The organism is Microbacterium sp. CGR2 (genome assembly GCF_003626735.1).
Classification (GTDB): domain Bacteria; phylum Actinomycetota; class Actinomycetes; order Actinomycetales; family Microbacteriaceae; genus Microbacterium.
This window is the reverse complement of record NZ_RBHX01000002.1, coordinates 212,548-229,060: the sequence shown is the minus strand read 5'-3', so window position 1 is coordinate 229,060 and position 16,513 is coordinate 212,548. Positions and strand designations below refer to the sequence as shown.

Annotated in this window: 20 protein-coding genes; 12 read left to right on the top strand and 8 right to left on the bottom strand. The window is 67.9% G+C overall.

What is annotated here, in order from left to right; all coding sequences use genetic code 11:
* The first annotated feature begins 6 nt into the window (after positions 1-6).
* The gene (locus D7252_RS19515; RefSeq protein WP_120777252.1) at positions 7-993 is read left to right on the top strand and encodes an NAD-dependent epimerase/dehydratase family protein; all 987 of its coding nucleotides are present in this window, start codon (positions 7-9) and stop codon (positions 991-993) included.
* 4 nt (positions 994-997) lie between these two features.
* On the opposite strand, the gene D7252_RS19510 is transcribed toward D7252_RS19515, so the two are convergent.
* The gene (locus D7252_RS19510; protein WP_120777307.1) at positions 998-1,609 is read right to left on the bottom strand and encodes a flavodoxin family protein; all 612 of its coding nucleotides are present in this window, start codon (positions 1,607-1,609) and stop codon (positions 998-1,000) included.
* A gap of 118 nt (positions 1,610-1,727) precedes the next feature.
* Between D7252_RS19510 and D7252_RS19505 the strand changes: the two genes are divergently transcribed.
* Positions 1,728-1,931 (top strand): hypothetical protein, encoded by a 204-nt coding sequence (locus D7252_RS19505; protein ID WP_120777251.1) that lies wholly within the window; start codon positions 1,728-1,730, stop codon positions 1,929-1,931.
* A 14-nt stretch (positions 1,932-1,945) separates the two neighbouring features.
* Here D7252_RS19505 and D7252_RS19500 read toward each other — a convergent pair whose 3' ends face one another.
* The 3 genes from D7252_RS19500 to D7252_RS19490 are packed head-to-tail and all read right to left on the bottom strand — an operon-like array spanning position 1,946 to position 3,329.
* Positions 1,946-2,548 carry a GNAT family N-acetyltransferase gene (locus D7252_RS19500; protein WP_120777250.1) on the bottom strand — a complete coding sequence of 201 codons (603 nt, stop codon included), beginning with the start codon at positions 2,546-2,548 and terminating at the stop codon, positions 1,946-1,948.
* A gap of 8 nt (positions 2,549-2,556) precedes the next feature.
* On the bottom strand, positions 2,557-2,943 hold the full coding sequence (locus tag D7252_RS19495) for an ImmA/IrrE family metallo-endopeptidase (protein ID WP_120777249.1): 387 nt from the start codon (positions 2,941-2,943) through the stop codon (positions 2,557-2,559).
* Between the two features lie 8 nt (positions 2,944-2,951).
* Entirely contained in the window at positions 2,952-3,329 is a 378-nt protein-coding gene (locus D7252_RS19490) for an XRE family transcriptional regulator (protein ID WP_251051671.1), read from the bottom strand.
* A 94-nt stretch (positions 3,330-3,423) separates the two neighbouring features.
* Here D7252_RS19490 and D7252_RS19485 point away from each other — a divergent pair, with 94 nt between their 5' ends.
* The 3 genes from D7252_RS19485 to D7252_RS19475 are packed head-to-tail and all read left to right on the top strand — an operon-like array spanning position 3,424 to position 5,020.
* Entirely contained in the window at positions 3,424-3,669 is a 246-nt protein-coding gene (locus tag D7252_RS19485) for an XRE family transcriptional regulator (protein ID WP_120777247.1), read from the top strand.
* A gap of 19 nt (positions 3,670-3,688) precedes the next feature.
* A complete protein-coding gene (locus tag D7252_RS19480) occupies positions 3,689-4,618 on the top strand; it encodes an aldo/keto reductase family oxidoreductase (RefSeq protein WP_120777306.1) in 930 nt (309 codons plus the stop codon).
* A gap of 9 nt (positions 4,619-4,627) precedes the next feature.
* Positions 4,628-5,020: a PLDc N-terminal domain-containing protein gene (locus D7252_RS19475; protein WP_120777246.1), complete on the top strand. Its 393-nt coding sequence runs from the start codon at positions 4,628-4,630 to the stop codon at positions 5,018-5,020.
* Here D7252_RS19475 and D7252_RS19470 read toward each other — a convergent pair.
* Genes D7252_RS19470 through D7252_RS19460 form a run of 3 tightly spaced genes read right to left on the bottom strand, consistent with a single transcriptional unit; the run spans position 5,017 to position 7,233 of the window.
* Positions 5,017-5,985, bottom strand: a complete 969-nt coding sequence (locus D7252_RS19470) for an epimerase (RefSeq protein WP_120777245.1) — start codon at positions 5,983-5,985, stop codon at positions 5,017-5,019. The genes D7252_RS19475 and D7252_RS19470 overlap by 4 nt on opposite strands.
* The gene (locus tag D7252_RS19465; RefSeq protein WP_120777244.1) at positions 5,982-6,617 is read right to left on the bottom strand and encodes a DUF4166 domain-containing protein; all 636 of its coding nucleotides are present in this window, start codon (positions 6,615-6,617) and stop codon (positions 5,982-5,984) included. The genes D7252_RS19470 and D7252_RS19465 overlap by 4 nt, the downstream gene beginning before the upstream one ends.
* 10 nt (positions 6,618-6,627) lie before the next feature.
* Positions 6,628-7,233, bottom strand: a complete 606-nt coding sequence (locus D7252_RS19460; RefSeq protein WP_120777243.1) for a TetR/AcrR family transcriptional regulator — start codon at positions 7,231-7,233, stop codon at positions 6,628-6,630.
* Positions 7,234-7,292: 59 nt separating this feature from the next.
* Here D7252_RS19460 and D7252_RS19455 point away from each other — a divergent pair, with 59 nt between their 5' ends.
* Together D7252_RS19455 and D7252_RS19450 are read left to right on the top strand one after the other, a co-directional pair.
* Complete coding sequence (locus D7252_RS19455; RefSeq protein ID WP_120777242.1) at positions 7,293-8,099, top strand: sugar phosphate isomerase/epimerase; 807 nt, start codon at positions 7,293-7,295, stop codon at positions 8,097-8,099.
* On the top strand, positions 8,099-9,238 hold the full coding sequence (locus D7252_RS19450; protein WP_120777241.1) for a Gfo/Idh/MocA family protein: 1,140 nt from the start codon (positions 8,099-8,101) through the stop codon (positions 9,236-9,238). The genes D7252_RS19455 and D7252_RS19450 overlap by 1 nt, the downstream gene beginning before the upstream one ends.
* Here the strand turns inward: D7252_RS19450 and D7252_RS19445 are convergent.
* Positions 9,187-10,425, bottom strand: a complete 1,239-nt coding sequence (locus D7252_RS19445) for an ROK family transcriptional regulator (RefSeq protein WP_120777240.1) — start codon at positions 10,423-10,425, stop codon at positions 9,187-9,189. The genes D7252_RS19450 and D7252_RS19445 overlap by 52 nt on opposite strands.
* Before the next feature lie 114 nt (positions 10,426-10,539).
* On the opposite strand from D7252_RS19445, the gene D7252_RS19440 reads away from it, so the two are divergent.
* Genes D7252_RS19440 through D7252_RS19420 form a run of 5 tightly spaced genes read left to right on the top strand, consistent with a single transcriptional unit; the run spans position 10,540 to position 16,475 of the window.
* Entirely contained in the window at positions 10,540-11,649 is a 1,110-nt protein-coding gene (locus D7252_RS19440) for a Gfo/Idh/MocA family protein (RefSeq protein WP_120777239.1), read from the top strand.
* A complete protein-coding gene (locus D7252_RS19435; RefSeq protein ID WP_120777238.1) occupies positions 11,646-13,151 on the top strand; it encodes a sugar ABC transporter ATP-binding protein in 1,506 nt (501 codons plus the stop codon). The genes D7252_RS19440 and D7252_RS19435 overlap by 4 nt, the downstream gene beginning before the upstream one ends.
* Positions 13,148-14,230, top strand: coding sequence for an ABC transporter permease (locus D7252_RS19430; protein ID WP_120777237.1), 1,083 nt, complete (start codon positions 13,148-13,150; stop codon positions 14,228-14,230). The genes D7252_RS19435 and D7252_RS19430 overlap by 4 nt, the downstream gene beginning before the upstream one ends.
* Positions 14,227-15,267: an ABC transporter permease gene (locus D7252_RS19425; protein ID WP_120777236.1), complete on the top strand. Its 1,041-nt coding sequence runs from the start codon at positions 14,227-14,229 to the stop codon at positions 15,265-15,267. The genes D7252_RS19430 and D7252_RS19425 overlap by 4 nt, the downstream gene beginning before the upstream one ends.
* Positions 15,267-16,475: a substrate-binding domain-containing protein gene (locus tag D7252_RS19420; protein ID WP_120777235.1), complete on the top strand. Its 1,209-nt coding sequence runs from the start codon at positions 15,267-15,269 to the stop codon at positions 16,473-16,475. The genes D7252_RS19425 and D7252_RS19420 overlap by 1 nt, the downstream gene beginning before the upstream one ends.
* Positions 16,476-16,513: the final 38 nt, after the last annotated feature.

Genomic DNA, 16,513 nt, shown 5'->3' with positions numbered 1-16,513 from the left:
GCTCCCATGACAGCGACGAAGGTTCTGTTCATCGGTGGCACCGGCATCATCTCCTCGGCCGCGAGTGCGCTCGCCGCGGAGCGCGGGATGGAGGTCACGCTGCTGAACCGGGGCCGGTCTGCGCGACCGCCCGCTGACGGTGTCGAGGTTCTGACCGCCGACATCGCGGATGCTGCCGCCGTCGACGCCGTCCTGGCCGGCCGCGAGTTCGATGTCGTCGCGGACATGATCGCGTTCACGTCCGACCAGGTGCGCCGCGACCTCGACCGCTTCGACGGGCGGACGGGCCAGTACGTCTTCATCAGTTCCGCCTCGGCGTACCAGAAGCCGGTGGCGCGCCTGCCGATCACCGAGTCGACGCCGCTGCGCAACCCGTACTGGCAGTACTCGCGCGACAAGATCGCCTGCGAGGAACTGCTCGCCACCGCATACCGTGACCGAAACTTCCCGGTGACGGTGCTGCGCCCCTCTCACACGTATGACAAGTGGACGATCCCGGCATTCGGAGGTTGGACGGCGATCGATCGTATCCGTCGAGGTGAGGAGATCGTCGTGCACGGCGACGGGACATCGCTGTGGACCCTCACGCATGCGAGCGATTTCGCGGTGGGATTCGTCGGTCTCCTCGGGAACCCCCTCGCCTATGGCGACACGTTCCAGATCACGAGCGATTTCGTCTACACCTGGAACGAGATCTACTCGATCCTCGGACTCGCGGCCGGAGCGGAGCCGAAGCTGCGATACGCCACCAGCGCCGCGTTCGAGAGGGCGGCACCCGATCGCGCGGGACAGCTCACCGGCGACATGGCGCATTCAGTCGTGTTCGACAACACGAAGATCCGGCGATTGGTTCCCGACTACAACCCCACCGCCGCGCTGCACCTCGCGGCACAGGAGATCATCGAGTGGCACGACGCCCACCCGGAACTGCAGCGCGTCGACCTTGAGATGAATACGCTCTTCGACGAGCTCATCCGGTCCGACAGCGCCTAGCCGCTCAGCCAACCGGATATCTCTGGTTGCGCAGCACCCGGGCGAGATGCGCGGCGTTCCGGGTGGCCGTCGCGGTCGCTGCCGCCACCGTCTCCGGCACCTCATCCAGGTCCTTGTAGTCGACCCCCTGCATGGCCTCGCCGTTCCAGTACACCGACGACTGTGCAGGAATCGTGAAGCCGACGTCGTTGAGCGCCTGGAACAGGATCGCCGCGATGTGATGGGCACCGTCTTCGTTGCCGACGATGCCGGCGATGGCCACCTTGTCGAACAGCGTGAGCTTGCCGCTGGCATCCGTCTCGCCCAGCTCGGCGTCGAGACGCTCGAGCACCCGCTGGGCGACGCTCGAGTGCTGACCCATCCACGTCGGGGTGACGAACACGAGGATGTCGGCATCCAGGATCCGACGACGGATGCTCGGCCACTCGTCGTCACCGCCCATGTCCTTCTGGACGCCGGGGCTGATGGTGTGATCCACGGCCCGCACGACGTCACCGGTGACGCCGTGGCCGGCCAGAGCGGTGAGGATCTGCGAGGCGAGAAGGTCCGAACTCGACTCCGCGGGGGTGGGTTTGAGGGTGCAGGAGATCGCGAGAGCAGTAAGCGGAGCGTTCATGATCCGACGCAACCACACCGCTCGGCGCTTCGCCCAGGGGGTTTCGCGCGGCCCGACCGTGCGCTAGCGGCGTGCGTGGGCGGTACGCTGGAACACGGCCGTTACGACAGGAGATCCCGTGATCCTCAGCTTCCTCTTCTTCCTGGTTCTCTTCCTCGGTGGGATCTGGGTCATGGCACTCGCCCAGTCGCTGGAAGACTTCCAGGCGATCGTCTTCGTGGCGGGCCTTCTCGTCACGATGCTCTCGCTGGCCTGGGTCATGCGGGCGAGCGGCTCGGCCACGCGACGCAAGGACAACTGGTCGGGCAGCGCCACCGAGTAGTCGCCGCCGAGTAGTCAGCGCCGTCGCGCCAGCCGCGCTTCGAGGTTCGCCTTCACCGCCGGCCACTCCGGTTCGATGATGGAGAATTCGACGCTGTCTCGCAGCGCACCGTTGCGGTAGCGACTGATCGCACGCATCACGCCGTCTTGTTTGGCGCCGAGGCGTTCGATCGCCGCACGCGACTGGAAGTTCACCCACTGCGTCGTCAGGCCGACTCGGAAGACGCCGAGCGTCTCGAATGCGTGGGCGAGCAGCAGAAGTTTCGACTCGGCATTGGTTCCCGTGCCGTGTGCCGACGGACGGTTCCAGGTGTACCCGATGTGCAGTCGGGGCACGTCGGCGGCGAAGTCGTAGTACGACGTCAGCCCGAGGACTCGTCCCGACGGGTCGAACGCCGTGAACGGCACCATCTCGCCCTTGTCGATGAGGCCGATCCGACGATCGACCTCGGCAGCGACGCCGTCGGGCGACGGAACCGACGTGTACCACGCGGTCTTCCACAGATCGCCCTCCTGCACGGCATCCACCAGGCCGTCGATGTGCGACCGATCGAGCGGGCGGAGCTCGACCAATCGTCCGGTGAGGGTGACGGGGGCGGGGGAGACGAGAAAGGCCATCGAACCATTCAACCAGCGAGCAGCTCGGTCTGAAGCCGCCGCTGATACGCGACGACGAGTTCGATCGTGACGTCGAGTTCGAAGGCGAGGCTCGCCAGATGCGGCCCCCGCAGGTCTTCAGCCTGGGCATAGGCGCGCGGGCTGATCAGCAGTCGGGCCGCCCACTCGTCGGCCTGCCTCTCCTGCTGTTCGCGAACGGCCGGCGACGTCGCCGGAGCGTGTCCGAGAACGGCGTGCGCCAACTCATGGGCCAAGACGCTGCGCGTGGTGCGGGCGCTCATGCCGGGCTGAACCCTGATCGTGCCGGTCGTCGGATCGAACCCACCGCGCGTCGCGCCCGTCCGCTCGACGACGCGCACACTGTGCTCCTCGGCGAGGCGGAGGAGCAGGTGCATGGATTCTCTCAGTCGTACAGGTCGTCGGTGTCGGCGTCGTGGTGGAGGCGCGATTCGAAAGCGACCTCTTTGACATCTTCGCGTGGACCGGAGACATCGGGCGTACGCCGAAGCGGGGTGACTCTGGCGGAACGCTCGCCACCGTCAGCGTGGAGCCGTTCCTCGGCCCGTGCGATGAGAACGTGCGGTTCGAGATCGAGAGCCGTGCACACCGCGTAGACGATGGGCACGGGGATGGCCCGCTTGCCGGTGACGTAGTTGTCGAGTGCACTGCGGGCGATCCCGATGGTCCTCGCCATCGCCGCGATGCTGCTTCGCGCCGCAGCGATCTCCGCGCGCAGCTGACTGCCCACGACGGCGTTGAAATGCTCGGCAGATGTCTTCATCCGGCTCACCATAGCATCGCTGTGAAGCCAAGATGCTGTCATATCGGTTCGCTCGAAGTTGGAATGGCGCCAGGTGAGCGTGTACTGTCGACGGATGGGGACGAATGAGCGTCATCTGGTGTCGCAGGCGGTGCGTGCGGAACTCGGACGGGCGGGAAAGTCGGTGGGATGGCTCGCGGATCGGATCGGAGAGGACTCGCCGCGGCTCGAAGCGCTGCTGCGAGCAGAAGCCGACTTCACGGTCGTCGACCTGGCGAAGATCGCCGTGGCCCTCTGCATCCCGGTCGCCGCTCTGGTGCCCGCTCCCCCCGCGCCCGAATCGACACCACCGCGTCAATGAGGGCGATAGCGTGTACGGCATGAAGACAGTGCCGTTCGGATCCGCCACCGCCCCCGCCGTCGTCGCCGGAATGATGCGCATCAATGACAAGGACGACGCGCACATCCGCGATCTCTACGCTGCTGCGCGGACGGCGGGCATCGACTTCTTCGATCATGCCGACATCTACGGCGGCAGCATGCACCACTGCGAGTCCCGGTTCGCGGAGGCGTTGAAGCTCAGCGCTGCAGAACGGGATGAGATCGTGCTGCAGACGAAGTGCGGCATCGTGCCGTCGCAAGGGATGTTCGACTTCTCGTACGAACACATCATCGCGCAGGTCGACGGCTCGCTCGCCGCCCTCGGCACCGACCGCATCGACGTTCTTCTGCTGCACCGGCCCGACGCCCTGGTCGAACCGGAGGAGGTCGCTCGCGCGTTCGATGAACTCGAGGCCGCCGGAAAGGTCCGAGCGTTCGGCGTCTCGAATCACACGCCCCGGCAGATCGACCTCCTCCGCACAGCGGTGCGCCAACCACTCGTCGCCAACCAGGTGCAGCTGTCGATCACGCACGCCCCGATCATCGCGCAGCCGATCGCCGCGAACATGGCGGGCAGTGAGCAGAGCGTCGTGCGGGACGGCGGGGGCATCGTGGAGTACTGCCGCATCAACAAGATCACCCTTCAGGCGTGGTCACCGTTCCAGGGCGGCTTCTTCACCGGCGTCTTCCTCGACAACCCGGAATACGCCGAGCTCAACACGGTCATCGACCGGCTGGCCGCAGCGTACGACGTCGCCCCGATCGCCATCGCGACCGCGTGGATCACGCGGCACCCCGCGCAGATGCAGGTGGTTCTCGGCACGACCACCCCCGAGCGCGTGCGCGATGCGGCGGTCGGCGCCGACATCGAGCTGACGCGCGCCGAATGGTACGAGCTCTTCCGGGCGGCCGGGCACCGGCTCCCGTAACATCAGCTCATGCCGTTCCTGTTCTCGCTTCTCGTCGTCGCATTGATGATCGGCGCGTTGATCGACATCATCACGCGCGACGATTCCCAGGTGAAGCATCTGCCGAAGATGGTCTGGATCATCATCGTGATCCTGCTGCCGCTGATCGGCGGCATCCTCTGGTTCGCGCTGGGTCGCGAGTACGGAGGGGCGGGTATTCGGATTCCGCGGATGCGACGGGCGGAGCGATCCGCGGTGGCGCCCATCGATGTGCGTCCGGCGCCTCCCGCGGATCTGCGCACGACCGAACAGCAGATCGCCGATCTGGATCGGGAGATCGAGGAGTGGCGTCTTCGGGAAGAGCTCGAGAAGCGCCGACGTGACGGCGACGACTCCGCGACGGGATCGATGTCCGCCGGCTAGGCGACGCGCTCCCGCTCGAACGACGCGCGGACGGCCGCCTCCAGCGTCGGGTACCGGAACTCGAAGCCCGCGGCGGTCAGCTTCTCCGGCAGCACCCATCGGCTCTTCAGGATCAGTTCGGTCTCGGTGCGGATGCCGATGGCGCCGAGCTCCAGCATCCAGCGCGGCATCGGCATCCCGATGCGTGCTCCGAGCGCGCGGCGGACGGTCGCCATGAACTCGGCGTTGTCGACAGGGTTCGGTGCCGCGGCGTTGACCGGCCCCTCCAGATCGGGGTTCTGTTCGACGAAGTCGATGATGCGAGCCACGTCGTCGATGTGCACCCAGCTGAAGCGCTGACGACCGTGGCGTGCGCCGGGGAAGTGCGCCGTACCGGCAATGCGTCGCGCGCGGCTGACGGGCCAGTGACCGTCGTACTGGGCGCCGCCGAGCCCGAGCCGGGCGAGATTCCGCAGGGGCTCCAGTACGCCGCCGTCCCCGAGCACGATGGTGCTGCGCAGGGCGACCCGGCGAGTCGCGGGAAGGTCGGCGGCGAACAGTGCCCGCTCCCACGCTTTGGCGACCTCGACCGAGAATCCCGCGCCGAGCTCACCGGTCGACTCGGTCATCGGCCGGTCCTCGGCATGCCGGTAGATCGTCGCCGTCGAAGAGTTGACCCACAGCGCCGGAGGGGCCGCGGACTTCTCGATCGCGTCGCTCAGCGCCGACGTGGTGTCGAGTCGCGAACGGAAGATCTCCGCGCGGTTCTCGGGTGTGTAGCGGCAGTTGACACTCTTGCCCGCCAGGCCGATCACGAGGGACGACCCGTCGACGGCCTCGTCGATCGCGTCCTGATCGCCCCAGCGGATGTCGGCGCCGGAGCGTGAGATCGTGACGACCGCGCGGCCGTCGGCTCGCAGGCGGGGCGCGAGATACCGGCCCATGAATCCTGTGGACCCACCGATGACGACCCGACCTGCACTCATCGTCCTGCTCCCTGCTCGGTGGCATGCTCGATGCGGTAGCGGAAGCTGCCGCTGTACTCGTAGACACGGCCGATGATCGGCGCGTCGATGGTCAGCGCGACATGCTGGCGCTCGTCGGCATCGTCGAACCTTTCGGTGAGGCGGACGACGGGGGAGACCAGCCGCGGCACGCGGAGTCGCAAGCGCCAGAGCCGGATGCCGATGGCGCGGCTCGTCAGGCGCAGGGCTCCTTCGTCGATGTCGACATCGAAGCACGCGGCGACGACCCCGGGCTCCCCGAGTTCGTCGACGATGCGACCGTGGCGGGTGAGGGCGACCGCGTCGCGCATCACCCACGGCCCACGCGTCAGGTGGAAGGTGCGTTCAGCGATCGCGCGTGAGGCGATCGTCCTGTTCTCCACCCGGAACGGAACATCCTGCTCCCATCCGGCGGCGACCACTCCTCGGCGCTCCAGCATCCGAAGCACCGGCCAGAGCCAGCGCCGCGGCGTGCCGACACGATCGAAGACTCCCTCGCCGACGCCGACCGAGTCGTCGGGGATCGTCCGGAAGTACGCCTGCAGCCGTGGATGCAGGTCGTCCACGCGCGCTCCGAGCGCCCTCGCGTACGGGGATTGCGGCACGGGCGTCACGTGTCCGAGCCTATCCGGGCGGACGCAGCAGGCGGTCGAGGAGCGCCAGGGCTTCGTGCTGGGGCGCCGCGTCGTCGAGGAGCCACTGGGTCTGCAGGCCGTCGGATGCGGCCACGACGAGTGCCGCGACAGCATCCGGCTCCGCGTCGGCTCGAATCCGGCCGCGGTCCTGCTGTTCCTTGACCGATGCGGCGATGTCGGCGCGAAGGCGGGCGAACCGGGTCGTCGCGAACTCGCGCGCGACGGGGTGTCCCTCTTCGAGAGCCGAGGCGACCAGCATGGAGTACAGCTGCACGAGACCGGGCACCTCGCGGTTGGTCCGGGCGGATTCGATCATCTGCTCCACCGGAGTCGCGTCACGGAGCTGCGTCTCGGCGCGGTGGGCCGGGGCGTTGCTCTCGGCGTACACGGCGACGAGAAGCTCTTCCAGAGAACCGAAATAGTGGGTGAGCGCTGCGTGGGTGACGCCCACTTCGCGGGCGATCGCGCGCAGGCTGGTGCGGTCGGAGCCGCGCTCGGCGAACACTTCGATGGCCCGGTCGAGAATCTCCTGACGTCGGGCGATGCCCTTGGCGTAGGCACCGCGCTGGCGGGGGAGATCGTCGTCGTCGGGCATGGCAGGAGTCTACCGAATGAAAACTTCCGCGTGGAGGTATCTGATGTTATCGTGCTCACATGACGATTCAGACCTCCCTGCAGCTGTTCACGATCAAGGACGAGTTGGAAGCCGACCTCGACGGAGCGCTCGCCGCGGTCGCGGGTCGTGGCTTCACCGCCGTCGAGCCGTACGACTTCGTCCGCCGGGCGGAGCCCATGGCCGCCGCGCTGTCCGCAGTCGGACTCACCGCGCCCTCGGGACACGCCTTCCTGGCATCGACCTCGTTCGTCAACCCCGACGGCAGCGGTACGACTCTGCCGGTGCCCTCGCCCGCCGAGGTGTTCGCCGCCGCGAAGGTGCTCGGCATGACCACGGTGATCGACCCTTACACCGAGCCTGCGCGCTGGGAGTCGGTCGCACAGATCGAGGAGACCGCCCGGCTGCTCAACGCCGCCGCCGAGGTCGGCGCCGAAATGGGGGTGCGCGTCGGCTACCACAATCACGCGCACGAGCTGGAGGCCCGATTCGACGGTGTCACCGGGCTCGAGGTCCTGGCGGGCCTCCTCGACGAGCACGTCGTGCTCGAGGTCGACCTGTACTGGGTCGCCCGCGGCGGTGTCGACCCGGTGGCGCTCCTCGAGCGTCTCGGGAGCCGGGTCATCGCCGTGCACGCGAAGGACGGAACTCTCGACCCGGCGCTCGCCGGCGCCTATCCGCCCGCCGACCAGGTCGCTGCGGGCGAAGGCTCCGTGCCCCTGGTCGATGCCATCGCCGCGGCATCCGCCCTCGAACTCGCCATCGTCGAATTCGACCACTACGACGGCGACCTGTTCGACGCCATCGAGCGCAGCCGTGTCTACCTCGACGAGAAGGTGGCACGCTGATGGCGATCGGAACGGGCCCCGTCGGCGTCGGCATCATCGGCGCGGGGAACATCAGCGACCAGTACCTGTCGAACCTCACCACGTTCCCCGACGTGCGTGTCGTCGCGATCGGTGACCTGATCGAGGAGCGTGCGAAGGCACAGGCCGAGAAGTACGGCGTGCCGCGTGCCGGCGGAGTCGCCACCGTGCTCGACGACCCCTCGATCGACATCGTCGTGAACCTCACCATCCCCGCCGTGCACGTGGAGGTCTCCGAGGCGATCATCGCCGCGGGCAAGCACGTCTGGACGGAGAAGCCGATCGGTGTCAGTCGGGAGGAGTCGCGCCGGCTGCTGCAGACGGCGGATGCGGCGGGCCTTCGTGTCGGCGTGGCACCCGACACCGTGCTCGGGCCCGGCGTGCAGACGGCCAAGCGGGCGATCGCGCGCGGCGACATCGGCCGCCCGCTGTTCGCGCAGACGACCTTCCAGTGGCAGGGTCCGGAGATCTTCCACCCGAACCCGTCCTTCCTCTACGCCAAGGGTGCGGGCCCGCTCCTCGACATGGGCCCGTACTACGTGTCGGCGCTCGTGCACGTGTTCGGTCCTGTCGCCTCCGTGGCGGCGCTCGGGCTGCAGGGGACACCGACCAGACGGGTGCAGGTCGGCGAGCTGGCCGGCCAGGAGTTCCCCGTCGAGATCCCGTCGACGCTCAGCGTGCTGATGGACTTCGAAGGCGGCGGCCAGGCGCAGAGCCTCTACAGCACGGATTCGCCGATGCTCCGCCAGGGGATCGTGGAGATCACCGGAACCGAGGGCACGATCGTCATCCCCGACCCGAACACGTTCGGGGGAGCGATCTCGATCACCCGTCCGCTGCGACGGCTCTTCGTCCCGCCGGAGCCGATCGAGCAGGAGATCGTCGATGTGGCCCAGGAGGGCGTGCTCTCCGGGCGCGGTGTCGGGCTGCTCGACATGGCACGCTCGATCGCGGCCGATCGTCCGCATGTCGCGACCGGCGAGTTCGGGTACCACGTGCTCGACACGCTGCTGTCGATCGAGGAGGCGGCGGAAGCCCGCAGCTTCGTCGCCGTGGAGAGCACGCTCGATCAGGTCGGCGCCATCGACGCGGACTTCGACCCTTTCGAGGCCACGCTCTGAGAATCGGCGAGATGGCGATCGACGTTCGCCGGTGAGAGCACCTCGCGGGCGACCATGATGGCCGCACCCAGCACGGCGGCGCGGTCGCCCGCCTGTGACTGCACGATGGCGAGGTGCTGTGTCGCCAGCGGGATGGAGCGGCGATAGACGACCTCGCGCACGCCGGCGAGCAGATGCTCGCCGGCGCGCGCGATGCTCCCTCCGAGCACGATGATCGAGGGGTTCAGCAGGTTGACGACGGTGGCCAGCACCTCGCCCACGTCACGGCCCGCCTGACGTGTGGCCTCGATGGCGGCGGCGTTGCCCGAACGCACCAGATCGACGACGTCCGAGGCGCTGTGCGCCTCGTGGCCGTCGTTCTGCAGGGCGACCGCGAGGGCGGATCCGCTGGCGAGAGCCTCGAGGTCGCGTTCGTCGCCGGGCTCGCGTGCGGAATCGGCCGCGGTGGGCACCTGGACGTGACCCATGTCGCCGGCGGAGCCCTGGGCGCCGCGTTGCAGCTGTCCGCCGGCGATGATGCCGGCGCCGATGCCGGTCGACACCTTGACGAAGATCAGGTCGTCGACCTGAGGCCAGCTCGTCGCCTGCTCTCCGAGGGCCAGGATGTTGACGTCGTTGTCGACGAGCACGGGGACGTCGAGGGTCTGCTGCACGTGGCCGGGGATGTCGAACCGGTCCCAGCCGGGCATGATCGGCGGGTTGGTCGGTCGGCCCGTGGAGTGCTCGACCGGGCCAGGCACGCCGATGCCGATCCCGAGGAGCGGCAACTCGGCGGCGGCCGGTGCGCCGAGCAGTGCCGTGCCCTCCGCGAGCATCGTGTCGAGGAGGATCTCCGGACCGTCGCTGATGTCGATCGTGCGGGTGCGCGCGTCGAGGATGACTCCCGCCAGGTCGGCGACGGCGACCGTGGCATGGGTTGCGCCGAGGTCGACGGCGAGGACCAGTCCGGCGCGAGGGTTGAACGCCACACGGGCCGGAGGGCGACCGCCGGTCGACGCGGCTTCGCCTGCGGGGCGGAGGAGGTCGGCCGCGAGCAGTGCGTCGACGCGTGACGACACGGTCGAGCGGGCGAGGCCGGTGAGAGCGGCCAGCTCGGCTTTGGTGCGTGCGTGGCCGTCGCGGAGGATCTGGAAGATCTCACCGGCTCCGGGACTCGTCGCCGCGACAGCGCGCAGAACGTCAACCATTGCGTCAGTAAACCACAGCACTTCGGAGTCCTGCCGATTGACTTCGAATTCGTTACAAACAACTTTTGACGAAGAGCTAGCAAAAGTGTCGGCCGGTGTGTCAGACTCGCCGACATGACAACGGATGTCACAGACACCCGTCTCGGAACGATCCGAGCGGGTATCCTCGGCGGAGGATTCATGGCGCGGGTACACCGCACAGCGGCGCGTGACGCCGGCGGCGAACTGCGCGCCGTCGCGACCCGCTCCGCCGCCGGAGGCCGCGATGCCGCGCGTGCTCTCGGCGCAGACCGGGCCGAGCGCGACGCGGCCGCACTGCTCGATGCGGCAGACATCGATGTCGTGCACATCTGCACGCCCAATGCGACGCACGCCGACCTCGCCCTCCGCGCCCTCCACGCCGGCAAGCACGTGGTCTGCGAGAAGCCGCTGGCGACGAGCGCCCGCGACGCGCAGAAGCTCGCCGACGCCGCCCGGGAACACGACCTCGTCGGCGCCGTCCCCTTCGTCTACCGCTACCACCCGATGGTGCGCGAAGCCAAGGCGCGAGTGGCGCGCGGCGACATCGGCCAACTCCTCACCCTCGACTGCTCCTACCTTCAGGACTGGATGCTCCTTCCCACGGATGACGACTGGCGCGTGCGCTCCGCATCCGGGGGGGCCTCTCGGGCGTTCGCCGACATCGGCTCGCATCTGTGCGACCTCATCGAGTTCGTGATCGGCGAGCGCATCCGGTCTCTCAGCGCTCGAACCCGCCGGGTCTTCTCCGAGCGGGCCGGACACGAGGTCGACACGGAGGACATCGTCGCGGTGCTGGTGGAGACGACGTCGGGCGCGCTGGGCACGCTGCTCATCTCCCAGATGGCGGCGGGGCGCAAGAACGCGCTGACGCTGGAGTTGCACGGCTCCCAGCAGACCGTGCGCTTCGAACAGGAGCGGCCGGAAGAACTCTGGATCGGCATGCGCGCCGAGTCTCGATTGCTGCTGCGGGACCCGTCGTCATCCGACCCGGCGTCGGCCCGCCTGCAGCGGGTGCCGGCAGGACATGCCATGGGCTACCAGGACGCCTTCAACGGATTCGTGGCCGACGTCTACGCGGCCACACGCGGGGAGCATCCCGAAGGTCTGCCGACCTTCGAAGACGGATACCGCTCGGCCGTCCTGACGGAGGCGGTCCTCGATTCGGCAGCACACGACGGACGATGGGTGAAGGTGATGGCATGACGGCGACCACGACGCAGGCGGTGCTCGCCGTGAGCGGCATCCGCAAGTCGTTCTTCGGGGTCGAGGTGCTCAAGGGCATCGATTTCGATGTGCGACCCGGCGAGGTGCACGGTCTCGTGGGCGAGAACGGGGCGGGCAAGTCCACGCTGATGAAGATCATCGCCGGTGTGCAGCCGACCGACGAGGGCGCCGTGACCTATCAGGGGGAAGAGGTGCATCACGCGCATCCGCGACAGGCGATGGACGCCGGCATCGTGACCGTCTTCCAGGAGTTCACGCTGCTCCCCGAACGCACGGTGGCGCAGAACGTCTATCTCGGCCGCGAGCCGCGTCGTGCCGGCTTCGTCGACCAGCGGGCGATGAACACCAGGACCGCCGAGCTGCTCACCGACCTGGGCGTCTCCTTCATCGATCCACAGTCGCGCGTGGGCTCCCTGACAGTGGCGGAGCAGCAGATCGTCGAGATCGTGAAGGCGCTGTCCTTCGACGCGCAGGTGATCTCGATGGACGAGCCGACCGCCGCTCTCAGCGACCGCGAGGTCGAACTGCTCTACGCGATCATCCGCCGACTCACCTCCCGGGGCGTCGCCGTGATCTACGTGTCGCACCGCCTGAAAGAGATCTTCGACCTCTGCGACCGGATCACGATCCTCAAGGATGGTGCACTGGTCTCCACCGACGAGACTGCTGAGCTGACCACGGACGAACTGGTGCGGCGGATGGTGGGCCGGTCGATCCAGTCGTATTTCCCGGATGCGGTGGAAGGCACGACCGTCGGCGAGCCCCGACTGCAGCTCGAGGGGTGCGGCAATGCCTACGTCGACGGGGTGTCCCTGACACTGCGTGCGGGCGAGATCGTCGGGATCGCGGGGCTCCAGGGCTCCGGCCGCACGGAACTCGTCGAGGGTGCCTTCGGCATCCAGGCCTTCACCCGCGGCGCGATGCGCATCGACGGGTCTCCCGTGCGCATCACCAGCGCTCGCTCCGCTGTCCGCGCGGGCCTCGCCCTGGTGTCGGAGGACCGCAAAGCACAGGGGCTCGCGCTCGGACAGTCCGTGCTCGACAACGCACTCCTGGTCGTTCGAAGCGTCTTCACCGGACGCACCTCCGCCGCCCGCAGAGAAGTGCCGGGGGTGCTCAGCTCGCTCGAGATCAGCGCGGGCGGGCTGGACCAGGAGGCACGTTTCCTTTCGGGTGGGAACCAGCAGAAGGTCGTCCTCGCCAAGTGGCTGCTGACACAGCCCCAGATCGTGCTCTTCGACGAGCCGACCCGAGGCATCGACGTCGGCGCGAAATACGCCGTGTATCAGCTCATGCGCGAACTCGCGGCACAGGGAAAGGCCGTCCTCATGGTGTCCAGTGAGCTTCCGGAGGTGATCGGGATGAGCGATCGGATCCTCGTCATGCACGACGGCGAGCTCGTCGCCGAGCTCCCGGCAGGTTCCGCCGAGCACGAGATCCTCGGTGCCGCCACGGGCTCGACCGACGGAGGTGCCCGATGAAGCGTCTGCGGATCGACTCGACGGTCATCGTGCTCGGCATCCTCATCCTCGTGCTCATCGTCGGCGCCATCCTCGTCGCGACCGAAGGCCGCAACTTCCTGAGCCCCGGCAACATCCGCGACATCCTCACCGGCATGAGCGTTCTCGGGCTCGTCGCGATCGGGCAGACGCTCGTCGTCCTGGGGGCCTCGCTCGATCTCTCGGTCACCTACGTGATCAGCCTGTCGAGCCTTCTCGGCGCGACGATCATGAACGGCAATCCGGCGAACATCCCGGCCGCCGTCGCGATCACACTCCTGGTGTGTGCCGCGATCGGCCTCGCCAACGGGCTCATCGTGACGGTCCTGAAGGTGAACGGCTTCATCGCGACGCTCGGCGTCGGACTGATCCTCCAGGGCATCCTCAACACCAACTTCGAGGGGTCCGCGGGGAACGTGCCGTGGGAGTTCCAGTTGATCGGCGCGACCGGCGTGGGGCCTGTGCCGGTGTCGACCATCATCATGATCGTCCTCGCCGTGGTCGTCTGGTTCCTCCTGAACCGCACTCGCACGGGCGTGCATCTGTTCGCCGTCGGCGGCGATCCCGAGATCGCCCGGCTGTCCGGCGTCCGGACGCGCCCGCCGCTCATCACCGCGCACGTGCTGTGTTCCGTGTTCGCCGGTCTCGCAGGTCTCCTCCTGGCCAGCCGTCTCGGCGTCGGGAGTCCGACAGTCGGACAACAGGGCGGATACGCGCTGCTGTCCATCGCCGCCGTCGTGCTCGGCGGCACCCTGCTCCTCGGCGGTCGGGGCTCGATCTGGGGCACCATCGGCGGTGTCGCCATCCTCGCCGTCGTCGACAACGTCATGAGTGTGATGCAGGTGAACCCGTTCCTCAAGGACGTCGTCCGCGGTGTCGTCATCGTCGCCGCCGTCGCGATCTACAGTCGGCGTGCCATCGTCCGGCGCCGTCCGCGCTTCGGAGCCGGCGGGACGCGCACGGGTGGGGACGACGCCGCCAAGGCCGCCGAGCCCGAGATGGCGGCCGCCGCCTCACAGCTCGCCGATACCGGTCCCGCAGCGGAAGGAGGACGGGCATGAAAGCCCTGCGCACACTCGTGAGTCCTCGCGGAGCGGTCTTCCTCCTCCTGGTCATCCTGCTCATCGCGATCACCGTCCTGAACCCGAGCTTCGCCGAACCGGGTCAGTTCATGCGCTTCATCCAGCGGGTGGCGCCCATCGCGATCGTCGCCATCGGACAGTACTTCGTCATCATCGCGGGCGAGTTCGACCTCTCGCAGGGGTCGCTCATCACCGCTCAGGTGATCATCGCCGGAAACCTCGTCGGCGAAGACGACGCGCGCACGGTGCCCGTGCTGCTGCTCATGATCGTCATCGGGGTGGCGGTCGGACTCGTCAACGGAGTGATCACCACGCTGCTCAAGGTCCCGTCGTTCATCGTCACGCTCGGCATGATGCTCGCCCTTCTCGGCGGCGTGATGTGGTGGACCGGCGGAGCGGCCACCGGCAACCCGGCGGACAGCTTCCGTGAGATCGGTCGTGGCGGCATCCGAGATGTCCCGTTCCTGGAGTTCATCCCGTGGGCGGTCCTCATCCTCATCGCATGGCTGGCCCTCGGCCTCTGGATCACCAAGCGCCCGCTCGGCAAACTGCTCATCGCCGTCGGCGACAACGCCAAGGCCGTCGACTACGCCGGTGCGCGCAGCGCCTGGGTGACCACCCGCGCCTTCGTGATCTCCTCCCTCTCGGCATCACTCTCCGCCGTCCTGCTCGTCGGCTACGCCGGCGTGCACCCCTCGGTCGGGCGCGGCTACGAGTTCGTCGCGATCACCGCGGTCGTCCTCGGCGGCGTCGTGCTGGGCGGCGGCCGCGGCTGGTTCGTGGGGGCGGCCGCCGGAGCCTTCGCGCTCGAAGCGCTGTTCATGCTGCTCAACATCGCCGGGGTCCCGTCGACCCTCCGCGATGCCGTCCAGGGCGTCATCATCATCGCCGCCGTCGCCTACTCCGCCGTCGCCTTCCGGGCACGGCGCGCCCACGGCCCACAACCTTCAGACTTCACTTCCGCAGAACTCACAACCACCAGCACCAATCACACAGAAATCAGAGGAGATCAGTAATGCGTCGATCAATGAAGATCGCCACCGCAGGGGTGGCTCTCTTCGGCCTCATCGCGCTCGCCGGGTGTACGACCGACCCGTCTGTGGCGCCGGCGGAGTCGGAGAATCCCGAGGGGTCGGCCGAGACGACCGAATGGTTCGATCAGGAACTCTTCGACAAGCAGTTCGAAGAGCGGGGGGTCGAACCCGAAGGACCGGCGGACGAGCCGTACCTCCAGCACATCAACGCCGAGATGGTCGACACGGCCGAGTTCGCGTCCGAAGGTGCGAAGAAGGCCTGCTTCGCCAATGCGTCGATCTCCAACCCGTGGCGTCAGACGGGCTGGATCACGATGAACGAGCAGTTGAAAGCGCTGCAGGAGGCCGGCGCGATCAGCGACATGGAGACCCGCGACGCGCAGGACTCCGATGACACGCAGATCGCCGACATCGACTACTTCATCTCCGAGGGCGACTGCGACGTCTTCCTCATCTCGCCCAACAGCACGGCGGCCATGACCCCGGCCGTCGAGCGGGCCTGCGAGACCGGCAAGCCCGTCATCGTGTTCGACCGCGGTGTGAACACGGACTGCCCGGTCACGTTCATCCACCCCATCGGCGGTTTCGCGTGGGGCATCGACACCGCAGAGTTCCTCATCGACAACCTCGAAGAGGGCGACAAGGTCGTGGCGCTGCGCATCCTCCCGGGTGTGGACGTGCTCGAGCACCGCTGGGCCGGTGCGAAGAAGCTCTTCGATGAGGCGGGCATCGACGCTGTGGACCACTTCACCGGCGCCGACCCTGCAGAGATCAAGAGCATCATCAGCGACGAGCTCGCCAAGGGCGACGTGCACGGCATCTGGATGGATGCCGGTGACGGAGCGGTGGCAGCCATCGAGGCGTTCGAGGACGCCGGAGCGGACTACCCGGTCATGACCGGTGAGGACGAGATGAGCTTCCTCCGCAAGTGGAAGGACACCGGTCTCACCGGACTCGCGCCGGTGTACTCCAACTTCCAGTGGCGCACGCCTCTGCTCGCAGCGCAGATGATCTTCGCCGGCGAAGAGGTGCGGAAGGAGTGGGTGCTTCCGCAGAAGCCGATCACCGAGGGCGAGCTCGACCAGTACCTCGAGGCCAACGACGGGATGCCCGACGGCCACTACGCCAAGTTCGGCGGGGAGAACCTTCCCGGGTACCCGACCGTCTGGCAGGATCGACAGATTCCGTAACCAGCGCGGTTCCCGCCCTCCGCTCCGCCTCGGTGGAG

What these genes read in the sequence shown, in the direction of transcription:
- D7252_RS19515 (WP_120777252.1), top strand. Translation starts at nt 7, where the DNA reads ATGACAGCGACGAAGGTTCTGTTCATCGGTGGCACCGGCATCATCTCC.
- D7252_RS19510 (WP_120777307.1), bottom strand. Translation starts at nt 1,609, where the DNA reads ATGAACGCTCCGCTTACTGCTCTCGCGATCTCCTGCACCCTCAAACCC.
- D7252_RS19500 (WP_120777250.1), bottom strand. Translation starts at nt 2,548, where the DNA reads ATGGCCTTTCTCGTCTCCCCCGCCCCCGTCACCCTCACCGGACGATTG.
- D7252_RS19495 (WP_120777249.1), bottom strand. Translation starts at nt 2,943, where the DNA reads ATGCACCTGCTCCTCCGCCTCGCCGAGGAGCACAGTGTGCGCGTCGTC.
- D7252_RS19490 (WP_251051671.1), bottom strand. Translation starts at nt 3,329, where the DNA reads ATGAAGACATCTGCCGAGCATTTCAACGCCGTCGTGGGCAGTCAGCTG.
- D7252_RS19485 (WP_120777247.1), top strand. Translation starts at nt 3,424, where the DNA reads ATGGGGACGAATGAGCGTCATCTGGTGTCGCAGGCGGTGCGTGCGGAA.
- D7252_RS19480 (WP_120777306.1), top strand. Translation starts at nt 3,689, where the DNA reads ATGAAGACAGTGCCGTTCGGATCCGCCACCGCCCCCGCCGTCGTCGCC.
- D7252_RS19475 (WP_120777246.1), top strand. Translation starts at nt 4,628, where the DNA reads ATGCCGTTCCTGTTCTCGCTTCTCGTCGTCGCATTGATGATCGGCGCG.
- D7252_RS19470 (WP_120777245.1), bottom strand. Translation starts at nt 5,985, where the DNA reads ATGAGTGCAGGTCGGGTCGTCATCGGTGGGTCCACAGGATTCATGGGC.
- D7252_RS19460 (WP_120777243.1), bottom strand. Translation starts at nt 7,233, where the DNA reads ATGCCCGACGACGACGATCTCCCCCGCCAGCGCGGTGCCTACGCCAAG.
- D7252_RS19455 (WP_120777242.1), top strand. Translation starts at nt 7,293, where the DNA reads ATGACGATTCAGACCTCCCTGCAGCTGTTCACGATCAAGGACGAGTTG.
- D7252_RS19450 (WP_120777241.1), top strand. Translation starts at nt 8,099, where the DNA reads ATGGCGATCGGAACGGGCCCCGTCGGCGTCGGCATCATCGGCGCGGGG.
- D7252_RS19445 (WP_120777240.1), bottom strand. Translation starts at nt 10,425, where the DNA reads ATGGTTGACGTTCTGCGCGCTGTCGCGGCGACGAGTCCCGGAGCCGGT.
- D7252_RS19440 (WP_120777239.1), top strand. Translation starts at nt 10,540, where the DNA reads ATGACAACGGATGTCACAGACACCCGTCTCGGAACGATCCGAGCGGGT.
- D7252_RS19435 (WP_120777238.1), top strand. Translation starts at nt 11,646, where the DNA reads ATGACGGCGACCACGACGCAGGCGGTGCTCGCCGTGAGCGGCATCCGC.
- D7252_RS19430 (WP_120777237.1), top strand. Translation starts at nt 13,148, where the DNA reads ATGAAGCGTCTGCGGATCGACTCGACGGTCATCGTGCTCGGCATCCTC.
- D7252_RS19425 (WP_120777236.1), top strand. Translation starts at nt 14,227, where the DNA reads ATGAAAGCCCTGCGCACACTCGTGAGTCCTCGCGGAGCGGTCTTCCTC.
- D7252_RS19420 (WP_120777235.1), top strand. Translation starts at nt 15,267, where the DNA reads ATGCGTCGATCAATGAAGATCGCCACCGCAGGGGTGGCTCTCTTCGGC.